General features: G+C 69.7%; 11 protein-coding genes. 4 read left to right on the top strand and 7 right to left on the bottom strand.

Annotation, left to right across the window (positions count from 1 at the left end; all coding sequences use genetic code 11):
• Positions 1 to 23: 23 nt before the first annotated feature.
• Positions 24 to 212: a hypothetical protein gene (locus tag ACKOQ4_RS10430; RefSeq protein WP_526291518.1), complete on the bottom strand. Its 189-nt coding sequence runs from the start codon at positions 210 to 212 to the stop codon at positions 24 to 26.
• A 64-nt stretch (positions 213 to 276) separates the two neighbouring features.
• Here ACKOQ4_RS10430 and ACKOQ4_RS10425 point away from each other — a divergent pair, with 64 nt between their 5' ends.
• The 3 genes from ACKOQ4_RS10425 to ACKOQ4_RS10415 all read left to right on the top strand — a co-directional run bounded on the left by ACKOQ4_RS10425 (position 277) and on the right by ACKOQ4_RS10415 (position 4,653).
• The gene (locus tag ACKOQ4_RS10425) at positions 277 to 2,526 is read left to right on the top strand and encodes a helicase-associated domain-containing protein (RefSeq protein ID WP_526291516.1); all 2,250 of its coding nucleotides are present in this window, start codon (positions 277 to 279) and stop codon (positions 2,524 to 2,526) included.
• Between the two features lie 31 nt (positions 2,527 to 2,557).
• On the top strand, positions 2,558 to 4,207 hold the full coding sequence (locus ACKOQ4_RS10420; protein WP_526291514.1) for a DNA repair helicase XPB: 1,650 nt from the start codon (positions 2,558 to 2,560) through the stop codon (positions 4,205 to 4,207).
• A 71-nt stretch (positions 4,208 to 4,278) separates the two neighbouring features.
• The gene (locus ACKOQ4_RS10415; RefSeq protein ID WP_526291512.1) at positions 4,279 to 4,653 is read left to right on the top strand and encodes a DUF732 domain-containing protein; all 375 of its coding nucleotides are present in this window, start codon (positions 4,279 to 4,281) and stop codon (positions 4,651 to 4,653) included.
• Here the strand turns inward: ACKOQ4_RS10415 and ACKOQ4_RS10410 are convergent, their stop codons facing one another.
• The 3 genes from ACKOQ4_RS10410 to ACKOQ4_RS10400 all read right to left on the bottom strand — a co-directional run bounded on the left by ACKOQ4_RS10410 (position 4,654) and on the right by ACKOQ4_RS10400 (position 9,081).
• Complete coding sequence (locus ACKOQ4_RS10410) at positions 4,654 to 5,646, bottom strand: LLM class F420-dependent oxidoreductase (protein ID WP_526291510.1); 993 nt, start codon at positions 5,644 to 5,646, stop codon at positions 4,654 to 4,656.
• 78 nt (positions 5,647 to 5,724) lie between these two features.
• Positions 5,725 to 7,860, bottom strand: a complete 2,136-nt coding sequence (locus tag ACKOQ4_RS10405) for a 3-hydroxyacyl-CoA dehydrogenase NAD-binding domain-containing protein (protein ID WP_526291508.1) — start codon at positions 7,858 to 7,860, stop codon at positions 5,725 to 5,727.
• A gap of 9 nt (positions 7,861 to 7,869) precedes the next feature.
• Positions 7,870 to 9,081: an acetyl-CoA C-acetyltransferase gene (locus tag ACKOQ4_RS10400; RefSeq protein ID WP_526291506.1), complete on the bottom strand. Its 1,212-nt coding sequence runs from the start codon at positions 9,079 to 9,081 to the stop codon at positions 7,870 to 7,872.
• 123 nt (positions 9,082 to 9,204) lie between these two features.
• Here ACKOQ4_RS10400 and ACKOQ4_RS10395 point away from each other — a divergent pair, with 123 nt between their 5' ends.
• Positions 9,205 to 10,368: a pyridoxal phosphate-dependent aminotransferase gene (locus ACKOQ4_RS10395; RefSeq protein WP_526291504.1), complete on the top strand. Its 1,164-nt coding sequence runs from the start codon at positions 9,205 to 9,207 to the stop codon at positions 10,366 to 10,368.
• Here the strand turns inward: ACKOQ4_RS10395 and ACKOQ4_RS10390 are convergent.
• Genes ACKOQ4_RS10390 through ACKOQ4_RS10380 form a run of 3 tightly spaced genes read right to left on the bottom strand, consistent with a single transcriptional unit; the run spans position 10,365 to position 12,170 of the window.
• Positions 10,365 to 10,808: an SRPBCC family protein gene (locus ACKOQ4_RS10390; RefSeq protein ID WP_526291502.1), complete on the bottom strand. Its 444-nt coding sequence runs from the start codon at positions 10,806 to 10,808 to the stop codon at positions 10,365 to 10,367. The genes ACKOQ4_RS10395 and ACKOQ4_RS10390 overlap by 4 nt on opposite strands.
• Before the next feature lie 28 nt (positions 10,809 to 10,836).
• Entirely contained in the window at positions 10,837 to 11,883 is a 1,047-nt protein-coding gene (locus tag ACKOQ4_RS10385; protein WP_526291500.1) for a TIGR03857 family LLM class F420-dependent oxidoreductase, read from the bottom strand.
• On the bottom strand, positions 11,880 to 12,170 hold the full coding sequence (locus ACKOQ4_RS10380; RefSeq protein WP_526291554.1) for a molybdopterin dinucleotide binding domain-containing protein: 291 nt from the start codon (positions 12,168 to 12,170) through the stop codon (positions 11,880 to 11,882). The genes ACKOQ4_RS10385 and ACKOQ4_RS10380 overlap by 4 nt, the downstream gene beginning before the upstream one ends.
• Between the last annotated feature and the right edge of the window lie 159 nt (positions 12,171 to 12,329).

Below are 12,329 nucleotides of genomic sequence, written 5' to 3'. Positions count from 1 at the left end.
CCGGTGCGGCCCGCTGGTCACCGTTACCGGTTGACGACGGTGACCGGATGCACGTACGGCAGCGTCGACGCCGGCAGCGGGAACGTGACGTCGCCGAAGGGCGACAGCGCACCCACCACCGGGGAGGCCAGTTCGCTCACCGGGTGGTCCTCCGGATCCCGGGTCGGCCAGCCGTTGTCGACATACCGCTGCTTGTCCAAGTTCTCTGCCACGTCCCCATTCTGACACCCGGACGGCGAACTCGTCCCGATCCTGGCTGTTTTACCCTGGTCAGCGATGACCGAGCCGCACGCCACCCGCAGCGTCCCGCTGGGCTCGTGGCTGTCCGGACTGCCCGACGACCGGCTGGTCCGGCTCCTGGAACTGCGCCCCGACCTCGCCCAGCCCGCGCCGGGCAGCATTGCCGCACTGGCCGCGCGGGCGGCATCCCGCCAGTCGGTCAAGGCCGCGGCCGACGAACTGGACTTCCTGCGGCTGGCCGCCCTGGACGGGCTGCTGGTGCTCGGCGCCGACCGCGATCCGGTGCCGGTGGAGGTGCTGCTGACACTCCTGGGGGCGGATGCCCCCCGGCCGGCCGTCCTGACGGCCCTCGACGACCTGCGCGAGCGGGCGCTGGTGTGGGGCGACGAGCAGTTGCGGGTGTCGCCCGAGGCCGCGGCCGCGGTGCCGTGGTACCCGGGGCAGGCCGTCGCCGAGCACGCCCGGCCGGTCGCCGAGATCGAGGCCGCACTGGCGGGCCTCGACGACGACGCCCGGGAGGTGCTCGAGCGCCTCGTCGGCGGTTCCCCGGTCGGCCGCACCCGGGATGCCGCACCGGGAACACCATCGGATCGGCCGGTGCCCCGACTGATCGCGGCCGGACTGCTGCGGGCGGTGGACACCGAAACGGTCGTGCTGCCGCGCGACGTCGGGCAGGTGCTTCGCGGGCAGCAGCCCGGGCCGGCCGGGCTTCGGTCACCCGACCCCGTGGTCGCCACCACCACCGCCGGGGACGCCGACGCGTCCGCGGCAGGGGCTGCGATGGAGCTGATGCGCCAGGTGGAGGTCGTTCTCGAATCACTCTCGGCCGCACCGGTTCCCGAACTTCGCAGCGGCGGGCTGGGTGTGCGCGAGTCCAAGCGGCTGGCCAAGCTCACCGGCGTCGACGAGGCGCGACTGGGCCTGATCCTGGAACTGGCGGCCGCGGCGGGCCTGATCGCCAGCGGCATACCGGACCCCGCGCCGGCCGCCGACGCCGCAACCCACTGGGCGCCGACGCTGGCCTCCGACAGGTTCGCCGAGGCCTCCGCGGCATCGCGCTGGCGCCAACTCGCGCTGGCCTGGCTGGACCTCCCGTCCCGGCCCGGGCTGATCGGCGATCGCGGCCCGGACGGCAAACCCTATGCCGCACTGTCGGACTCGCTGTACTCCACGGCCGCGCCGCTGGACCGCCGCCTGCTGCTGGGCATGCTGGCCGAACTGCCCCCGGGCTCCTGCGTGGACGCCGCACACGCCTCCCGGGCACTGATCTGGCGGCGGCCGCGCTGGGCGGCCCGGCTGCAGCCCGGCCCGGTGGGCCACCTGCTCGAGGAAGCCCATGCGGTGGGGCTGACCGGACGCAACGCGCTGAGCACCCCGGCGCGGGTGCTGCTCGACGGCGGCGACGCGGTTGCGGCGATGGACGCGGCGCTGCCGGCACAGATCGACCACTTCCTGGTGCAGGCCGACCTGACCGTGGTGGTGCCGGGCCCGCTTCAGCGTGAACTGGCCGAGGAACTGGCCGCGGTGGCGACCCTGGAATCCGCGGGCGCGGCGATGGTGTACCGGGTCGGCGAACAGTCCGTCCGCCACGCGCTGGACACCGGGCGCACCGCCGACGGGCTGCGGCGCTTCTTCGAGGCGAACTCGAAAACACCCGTCCCGCAGGGCCTGAACTATCTGATCAACGATGTCGCCCGCCGGCACGGCCAGCTGCGCGTCGGGATCGCCGCCTCGTTCATCCGGTGCGACGACCCCGTCCTGCTGTCGCACGCGGTGAGCGCCCCAGCACTGGGGAGTCTGGAGGTCCGGCTGCTGGCTCCCACGGTGGCGGTGTCGCAGGCGCCGATCGCCGAGGTGCTGGCCGCGCTGCGCCAGGACGGGTTCGCTCCGGCCGCCGAGGACTCCTCGGGAGCGGTCGTCGACCTGCGCCGGCGGCGGGCCCGGTTGCCTGCCAGTCTGGTGCGGCGTACGGCGCGGGCCGTCCCGAAGCCCAACCCGGAGAGCCTGGCCACCGTGGTGTCGGTGCTGCGGCGGGTCGACTCCTCCCCGGCCGGCGGGCTGCGGGTGGATCCGGCTGTGGCGATGGCACTGCTGCAGCAGGCCGCCGTCCTGGGCACCGATGTGCTCATCGGCTACGTCGACGCCGCCGGGGTGGCCACCCAGCGGGTGGTCCGCCCGCTGGCGCTGCGGGGCGGTCAGCTCACCGCCTGGGATCCCGCCCAGGGCAGGCCGCGGGAGTTCGCCGTGCACCGTGTGACGTCGGTGATGTCAGCGGACTCCGGATAATGGCTGCCATGACCAGCCGACACGCAGCGCGATGACCGACGGCCCGCTCATCGTTCAGAGCGACAAGACCGTGCTGCTCGAGGTGGACCACGAGCAGGCCGGCGCCGCCCGCGCCGCCATCGCGCCGTTCGCCGAACTCGAACGCGCACCCGAGCATGTGCACACCTACCGGATCACCCCGCTGGCGCTGTGGAACGCCCGCGCCGCCGGGCACGACGCCGAGCAGGTCGTCGACGCGCTGGTCACGTTCTCCCGGTACGCCGTGCCACAGCCGCTACTGGTCGACATCGTCGACACCATGGCCCGCTACGGCCGGCTGCAACTGGTCAAGCATCCGGCCCACGGCCTGAGCCTGGTCAGCCTGGACCGTGCGGTGCTCGAGGAGGTGCTGCGCAACAAGAAGATCACCCCGATGCTCGGCGCCCGCATCGACGACGACACCGTGATCGTGCACCCCAGCGAGCGCGGCCGGGTCAAGCAGATGCTGCTCAAGATCGGTTGGCCCGCCGAGGATCTGGCCGGCTACGTCGACGGCGAGGCCCACCCGATCAGCCTGGTGCAGGACGGCTGGGAGCTGCGCGACTACCAGCAGATGGCGGCGGACTCGTTCTGGGCCGGCGGCTCCGGTGTGGTGGTGCTGCCCTGCGGTGCGGGCAAGACCATCGTCGGCGCCGCCGCCATGGCCAGGGCGTCCGCCACCACGCTGGTCCTGGTCACCAACACCGTCGCGGGCCGGCAGTGGAAGCGGGAACTGATCGCGCGGACGTCGCTGACCGAGGATGAGATCGGCGAGTACTCCGGTGAGCGCAAGGAGATCCGCCCGGTCACCATCGCGACCTACCAGGTGATCACCCGGCGCACCAAGGGCGAGTACCGGCATCTGGAGTTGTTCGACAGCCGCGACTGGGGCCTGATCATCTACGACGAGGTGCACCTGCTGCCCGCCCCGGTGTTCCGGATGACCGCCGATCTGCAGTCCCGGCGGCGGCTGGGCCTCACGGCCACGCTGATCCGGGAGGACGGCCGCGAGGGCGACGTGTTCAGCCTGATCGGGCCCAAACGCTACGACGCCCCGTGGAAGGACATCGAGGCCCAGGGCTGGATCGCCCCGGCCGAATGCGTCGAGGTGCGGGTGACGATGACCGACAACGAACGCATGCAGTACGCGATCGCCGAACCCGACGAGCGTTACAAGCTGTGCTCGACGGCGCACACCAAGATCGCGGTGGTCAAGTCGATCCTCGCCAAGCATCCCGGCGAGCCGACGCTGGTGATCGGCGCCTACCTCGACCAACTCGACGAGTTGGGCGCGGAGTTGGGCGCCCCGGTGATCCAGGGGTCTACCAAGAACGCCGAACGCGAGGCGCTGTTCGACGCCTTCCGGCGCGGCGAGATCAAGACCCTGGTGGTCTCGAAGGTGGCGAACTTCTCCATCGACCTCCCGGAAGCCTCGGTGGCCGTTCAGGTTTCGGGAACCTTCGGCTCACGCCAGGAGGAGGCCCAGCGGCTGGGCCGGCTGCTGCGTCCCAAGCACGACGGCGGCGGCGCGGTGTTCTACTCGGTGGTGTCCCGGGACAGCCTCGACACCGACTACGCCGCGCACCGCCAGCGTTTCCTCGCCGAGCAGGGCTACGGCTACGTCATCACCGACGCCGACGACCTGCTCGGCCCGGCTGCCTAGCGAACGGGCGAATCGCCAACCTTTACCGGACCGTGTCGGGAACGTGATTTCCGTCGGCCAGTGTTACCGGGGTGAATTCCGCGCACACCCCGTTCTCCGCCCTGCTGATGGCAGGGGTCATCGCGGCGGCCGGCGTGCCTGCCACCGCCCACGCCGACCCCTCCGGCGACAACACGGTCACCGACGAGCTGACGAAGTTCGCCCAGTCGCTGTGCCCGAAGCTTGTGAAGCCGGGTGCCTCACTGGCCACCACGGTCTCCGAACTGCAGGGCAATTCCGGCCTGACGCCGGAACTCACCGGCATGGTCACCGGTCTGGCGATACAACTGCAGTGCCCCGCACTGATGGCCTCGATCGCCAGCGGGGATCTGCCGCGGCTGTTGCGCGAGAACGCCGGCAAGGATGCGCCCGCGCTGCCGTTCCCGGTGCCGGGAGGCGCGCGCTGATCAGGCCGTCCGGGCCAGGGCGGGGATGACCTCCCGCTCGAAGATCTCGACACCGGAGCGGTCGTAGGCCGCCTCCGGGAAGTAGCAGATCACGTACTCGCACCCCAGTTCCCTTAGCGCGGACAGGGATTCGGTCACCTGCTCCGGCGTGCCGGTGGCGTTGCCGGGGGCTCGAGTCATCGCGATCATGGCCTCGGCCGCGCCGTCGCCGCAGATGCCGGCGATCCTGTCCCTGACCCGTTGCAGCCTTGCCTCCACGTCGGCATCCGACGTCCCGAGCACGGCGTTGACGTTGGCGGAGCGGACGATGGCGTCGTAGTCGGTGCCCACATCGCGGCAGTGGCCGGCCAGGATCTCCGACTTGTGGGCGAACTCGTCGTGGTCGGCGCTGAAGTTGGTGTACTGGCCGTACTTCGCGGCGATCCTCAGGGTGACCTTCTCCCCGCCGCCGGCGATCCATAGCGGGATCTGCTGCAACGGCTTCGGCGCGACGATCGCGCCGTCGACCTGATAGTGCTTGCCCTCGAAGGTGACCCGGCCGTCGCGCCAGGCGTCGCGCATGATCTGCACGCCCTCGTCCAGGCGCGCCAACCGCACCCCCGCCGAGGGGAAGCCGTAGCCGTAGGCGCGCCACTCGTGCTCGTACCAGCCGCCGCCGATGCCCATCTGGACCCGGCCGCCGGAGATGATGTCGGTGGTGGCCGCGACCTTCGCCAGATAGGCCGGGTTGCGGTAGCTCATCGCCGTGCACATCTGGCCCAGCTTGATCCGGCCGGTCGTCGCCGCCAGCGCCGCCATCAGGGTCCAGGCCTCGTGGGTGGCCTCGTCGGTGGGCATCGGGACCGTATGGAAGTGGTCGTAGACCCACAGCGAGTCCCAGGCGCTGCCGTCGGCGTACTGAGCAAGGTCCCGCATTGTGGCCCAATGGTTTTCCACCGGAATACCGACGAGGTCGAGCCGCCAGCCCTGGGGAATGAAGAGTCCGAATCGCATGAACCGACTCTACGGTTTCTCGCGCGATGCGAAAGGCCCCCGGGCAAACGAATCCCGGGGGCCCTCGCTAGGCGACTGTCAACTCAGCAGTGACGCCGGCGGGTTGAAGCGGTCACCGTACTTGGCGGCCAGTTCCTTGGCGCGGGCCACAAAGCCCGCCCTGCCGCCGGGGTAGCCGGTGACGAACTGGGCGGCGCCACCGGTCCACGGCGGGAAGCCGATACCCATGATCGAGCCGATGTTGGCATCCGCCGTCGTCTCGATGACGCCCTCGTCGAAGCACTTCTGGGTCTCCAGCGCCTCGGCGAACAGCATCCGGTCGATCATGTCCTGCAGCGGGATCTTGCTGCTGCCCGACTTGAACTCCTCGCGCAGCCCCGGCCACAGTCCGGTGCGCTTGCCGTCGACGTACTCGTAGAAGCCCGCACCGGACAGCCGCGACGGCCGGCCGAGCGCGATCATCTTCTCCACCACCGCCTCGGCCGGGTGCGCGGTGTAGGTGCCGCCGGCGTCCTCGATGCCCTTGCGGGAAGCGACGGCGATCTTGTGCATCAGCTCCATGTTGAGCTCATCGGACAGCTGCAGCGGCGGCGCCGGATATCCGGCCTGGGAACCCGCGTGCTCGATCGACGCGGGCTCGACACCCTCGCCCAGCATGGCCAGCGCCTCGTTGATGAAGGTGCCGATGACGCGGCTGGTGTAGAAGCCGCGGCTGTCGTTGACCACGATCGGGGTCTTGCCGATGGCCAGGGTGTAGTCGAACACCCGGGCCAGCGCCTCGTCAGAGGTCTTCTCGCCCTTGATGATCTCGACCAGCGGCATCTTGTCGACCGGTGAGAAGAAGTGGATGCCGATGAAGTCGTCCTGGCGCTTCACCCCGGTGGCCAGGCCGGTGATCGGCATGGTGGAGGTGTTGGAGCCGAGGATCGCGTTGGGCTCGACGATGTCCTCGATCTCACCGAACACCTTGTGCTTGAGTTCCTGGTTCTCGAAGACGGCCTCGACCACGAAGTCGACGCCCTTGAAATCAGCGGCATCGGCGGTCGGGGTGATCCGGTTGAGGACTTCGCTCGACTTTTCCGGGGTGGTGCGGCCGCGCTCGAGAGCTTTCGCCTCCAACTTCTCCGAGTAGCCCTTGCCCTTCTGCGCGGCCTCGAGGGTGACGTCCTTGAGGACGACGTCGAACCCGGCCTTGGCCGACACGTAGGCGATACCGGCGCCCATCATGCCCGCGCCCAGCACGCCGATCTTTTTGATCGGGGTCTTGCCGATGCCCTCCGGACGCGAACCGCCGGCATTGATCGCCTGCAGGTCGAAGAAGAACGCCTGGATCATGTTCTTGGCGACGTGGCCGGTGGCCAACTCGGTGAAGTAGCGGCTCTCGATGCGGCTGGCGGTGTCGAAGTCCACCTGCGCGCCCTCGACCGCGGCGGCCAGGATGGCCCGCGGCGCCGGCATGTTCGCGCCCTTGACCTGCTTGCGCAGCAGCGACGGGAACGACGGCAGGATGGCCGCCAGCGCCGGGCTGGCCGGGGTGCCGCCGGGCATCTTGTAGCCCTGGGCGTCCCACGGCTGGGTGTGCTTGTCGGGGTTGGCCTTGATCCACGCCTTGGCGGCAGGGACCACCTCGTCGGCGCTGGCGACCAATTCGTCGACCAGGCCCGCGTCCTTGGCCTTCTTCGGGTTGAACCGGGTGCCCTGGGACAGCACGTTGACGAAGGCGTTCTGGATGCCCATCATCCGCACGGTGCGGGTCACGCCGCCGCCGCCGGGCAGCAGGCCCAGGCTGACCTCGGGCAGGCCGATGGCGCTGCCCTTGACGTCCGCGGCGATGCGGTGGTGGCAGGCCAGGGCGATCTCCAGGCCGCCACCGAGGGCGGCGCCGTTGATGGCCGCGACGACCGGCACGCCGAGCGTCTCCAGCGCGCGCAGGTCACGCTTGACGTTCTCGACGGTGTCGAACGCCTCGCCGGCGTGCTCCGGAGTGATCTGGATGATGCCGTTGAGATCGCCGCCGGCGAAGAAGGTCTTCTTCGCGCTCGCGATGACCACACCGGTGATCGAATCCTTCTCGGCGGCCAGGCGTTCGACGGCCTTGTGCATGGACTCCTGGTAATGCTCGTTCATCACGTTGGCCGAACCCGTGGGGTCGTCCATGGTCAGGGTGACGATGCCGTCGGCATCCTTATCCCAGTGGATGGTGTTCTCTGCCATGGTTCTTCCTTAAACCCTCTCGATGATGGTGGCGACACCCATACCGCCGCCGATGCACAGCGTGATCAGCGCGCGCTTGGCGCCCCGACGCTCAAGCTCGTCGACCATGGTGCCGGTGATCATGGCGCCGGTGGCGCCCAGCGGGTGGCCCATCGCGATGGCGCCGCCGTTGACGTTGAGCTTGTCGTTGGGGATGCCCAGGTCCTTCTGGAACTTCAGCACCACCGAGGCGAACGCCTCGTTGAGCTCGAACAGGTCGATGTCGTCGACGGTCAGACCCGCAGTGGCCAGAGCCTTCTCGGTTGCCGGGGTCGGGCCGACGAGCATGATGGTCGGATCGGCACCGCTGGTGGCGGTGGCCACCACGCGGGCCCGCGGCGTCAGGCCGCAGGCCTTGCCGGCCTTCTCGTTGCCGACCAGCACCAGGGCGGCGCCGTCGACGATGCCGGAGCTGTTGCCGCCGGTGTGGACGTGGTTGATCTTCTCGATCCAGTGGTACTTCTGCATGGCCACGTCGTCGAAGCCGGCCATCGCGGCCAGGCCCTCGAAGGCGGGTTTGAGCTTGGCCAGGCTGTCCATGGTGGTGCCGGGGCGCATGTGCTCGTCGTGGTCGAGGATGAGCAGGCCGTTCTGGTCGCGGACCGGGACCACCGACTTGGCGAAATAGCCGCCGGACCACGCCGCCGCGGCGCGCTCCTGGGACTGCACCGCGTAGGCGTCGACGGTGTCGCGGTCGAAGCCCTCCAGGGTGGCGATCAGGTCGGCGCCGATGCCCTGCGGGACGATGAAGGCGTCGTAGTTGGTGGCCGGGTCACTCATCATGGCGCCGCCGTCGGAGCCCATCGGCACCCGGCTCATCGACTCCACGCCGCCGGCGATGACCAGGTCGTCCCAGCCGGAGCGGACCTTCTGCGCGGCGGTGTTGACGGCCTCCAGGCCGGAGGCGCAGAACCGGTTGAGCTGCACTCCGCCGACGGTGTCGGGCATGCCCGCGGCGATGACAGCGGTGCGGGCGATGTCGCCGCCCTGGTCGCCGACCGGGGAGACGCAGCCCAGCACGACGTCGCTGATCAGGTTCTCGTCCAGATTCGGGTGGCGCGAGCGCAGCTCGTCGATCAGGCCGGTGATGAGATTGAGCGGCTTGACCTCGGTCAGGGCGCCGTTCTTGCCCTTGCCGCGCGGGGTGCGGATGGCCTCGTAGATGAAGGCTTCTTCGGACATGTGAATTCCTCGGAGTTCGATGTGGGGATTCCGACAGGGGCAGCCTAGTCGGCGGTGCGTCCCGGTCCACAAACGCCCCGGCCAACCTGTTGGTTGGGCCTTCCTACGTCCTACGCTGCGCATGTGACGGTTGAACGGTTGCGGCCCTTCTCGGTGAACATCTTCGCCAGGATGTCCGCACTGGCCGAAAGCCTCGGGGCGGTGAACCTCGGCCAGGGCTTCCCCGACCAGGACGGGCCGCCGGCGATGCTGGAGACCGCCCGGCAGGCGATCGCCGACGGGGTCAACCAGTACCCGCCCGGCCTCGGGATCGCCGAACTGCGGGAGGCCGTCGCGGCGCAACGCCGCCGCCGTTACGGCATGGACTTCGATCCCCAGACCGGGGTGCTGATCACCGTCGGGGCCAGCGAGGCGATCGCGGCGGCAGTGCTCGGCCTGGTCGAACCGGGTTGGGAGGTGATCGTGCTGGAACCGTTCTTCGACACCTACGCCCCGGTGATCGCCATGGCCGGAGCCCGGCGAGTGGCGGTGCCGCTGACCGCGGACCGGTTCACCCTCGACATCGACGCGGTGCGGGCCGCGCTGACCCCGCGGACCAGGGCGATCATCGTCAACTCACCGCACAACCCGACCGGGATGGTGCTCTCCGATGCGGAGTTGACCGCTCTGGCCGCGCTGGCGGTGGAGGCCGACCTGCTGGTGATCTCCGACGAGGTCTACGAACACCTGACCTTCGACGGCCACGCGCATCGCCCGATCGCGGCCTACCCCGGCATGGGCGGGCGAACGGTGACCATCTCCAGCGCAGCCAAGATGTTCAACTGCACGGGCTGGAAGATCGGCTGGGCCTGCGGCGCACCGGAACTCGTCGCGGGGGTGCGTGCCGCCAAGCAGTACCTCAGCTACGTCGGCGGGGCGCCGTTCCAGCCCGCGGTGGCCTACGCGCTCAACCACGAGGACGCCTGGGTCGAGCGGTTACGGGATTCCCTGCAGGCCCGGCGCGACAGATTGGCGGCGGCGCTGACCGACATCGGATTCGAGGTGCACGACAGCGCGGGCACCTATTTCCTCTGCGCCGACCCGCGCCCGCTGGGCTTCGACGACAGCGCCGCGTTCTGCGAGGAACTGCCGCGCCGGGTCGGGGTCGCGGCGATCCCCATGTCGGCGTTCTGCGACCCGGACGGCACCCCCGAACGGTGGAACCACCTGGTGCGCTTCGCTTTCTGCAAACGCGAGGAGACCCTCGACGAGGCGATCCGCCGGCTGCGCTCGCTGGGCCGGCCCTAACCGCCCTTCTTGAGCTTGAGCACCTGCTTGCGCAGACCGTCGGTGGCGGTTTCCATCCCGCCCTTGAGGGTGCGTTTGAGCAGGAATCCCGGGATCGGGATCGACGGGTCCACCGTCAGGTCGAAGCGGACCTTCGTCTTGCCCCCGGCCGGAGTGAGCGTGTACCGACCCTCCTGGGCTTTGAGTTGGCCGGACTTGATCAGCGTCCAGCCCGCGGAATTCTCCGCGAAGCTGTACTCGACCTCCATCTCGTCGGTGATGCCGGCGGCCTTGACCTTCATTTTGACCCGCTTGGGCCGGCCGTCGTCGTGGGTGTCGAGGACCTCCGCGCTCTGGTACTGCGGCGACCAGGTGGGAGCGTTCCCGACGTCGGCGATGACGTCGATGATCTCCTCCGGAGTCGCTTCGATGACCACTTCCCGGGAATCGCTGGCTGCCATGGTCCAACGGTATCGGCAGCAGGGGCCGCTAAGGACGGTATTGCCGGTAGGCGGCCACGACCGGTTCGAGTTCGTCGGGCGTGGCGCCGTGCAGGATCACCGCGTCGGCCCCGTGGTCGAACTCCCGGCCGATCCGCTCGACGCACTGCGCCGGCGAACCGGTGGCCGCCGGTTCGAGCCATTCGTCGGGGATGAGCGTCGCGATGTGCCCGATCTGCTCCGGTGTCGCCTTGTGGTCGATGCCGCCGCCGATCGACTGAACCACGGGGTCGGCCCGGAACCGTTGCAGGACAGCGGGATCCCAGTCGTTGGTGCGAACCATCAGATCGCCGTAGCCCTGCAGGTAGGTGGCCAGCCGGGCCACGGTCTTCTTCATCCGCAGTTCCTCGGGAAGGTGGTCGCCGACGGTGGCCAGACACGACCACACCCGCACCTCGGACGGGTCGCGGCCGGCCCGTTCCGCGGCGGCCTTGACGGTCCGGGCGCACCGCCGGAGGGTCTGCGGAGTGAAGTAGGTGTGCAGGATGACGTCGTCGAACACCCGGCCACCCAGTTCCAGCGTCCGGGGCCCGAAGGCCACCAGTGCCAGCCGGATGTCCTCGTCGAAGTCGGGGTCGAGCACCAGGATCGGGTAGCGGCCCATCGGGCCGTCGTGGCCGATGACGACCTCGCCGCGCCACAGCCTGCGCATCAGATACGCGAAGTCCTCGATCTGCGCGGTGGTCACCGCCGGGATCCCGAACGCGCCGTAGATCGCCGCGATTCCCCGGCCCACACCGAGGGTGAACCTGCCGCCGGAGAGCCGGTGCATGGTGGTGGCCCAGGATCCGGTGATCAGCGGGTGGCGGGTGTTGGGATTGGTTGCCGCAGTGGCGATCTGCATCCGTTCGGTGACCGCGCACGCCGCTCCGGTCAGCGAGGCGGCCTCCTTGACGTTCCAGCGTTCGGAGATGAACCCCGTTCCGAAGCCGAGTTCCTCCCCGCGCCTAGCCTCGTACGTCAGCGTCGAGGGACCCTCGCCTCCGGCTCCGGCCAGCAGGTAGTAGCCGAGTTCGTCGAGGGTCCGCGCCGTCATGTCCGTTCGACTTCGATGGGCACCCCGCTGATCCAGGCCATGCCCGACAGCGGTTCGACATCCTGCGGGTCGTCCGACATCAGTTCGTTGACGTTGACGCCTCCTGCGCGGTTGGCCAGCTGCCAACCGCCTCGGCCGTCGTGCCCCCAGCCGTGCGGAATCGCCACAGTTCCGGGCACGATGTCCTCGGTGAGGGTGGCCGGCAGGGCGATCTTGCCGAAGGGCGAGCGCACCGCAATCTCGTCACCGTCGGCGATACCGCGCCGCCCGGCGTCGTCGACATGGATCAGCGCCTTCGGTCCCCGTTCGCCGCGGCGGCCTGACCTTCGACTCGTTGAAGACGCGCCACCCGCATGGAAAGGTGCTCAGCGACGACCTGGCCACCGGAGTGCTCGCCAAAGTGGTCAGCTACCGCGGCGGCCGGATCCGCCTCGTGCACAGGGAAA

This window comes from Mycobacterium sp. (genome assembly GCF_046095365.1).
Lineage (GTDB): Bacteria > Actinomycetota > Actinomycetes > Mycobacteriales > Mycobacteriaceae > Mycobacterium.
The sequence above is the reverse complement of the archived record's forward strand: the minus strand, read 5'-3'. Positions and strand labels throughout refer to the sequence as shown.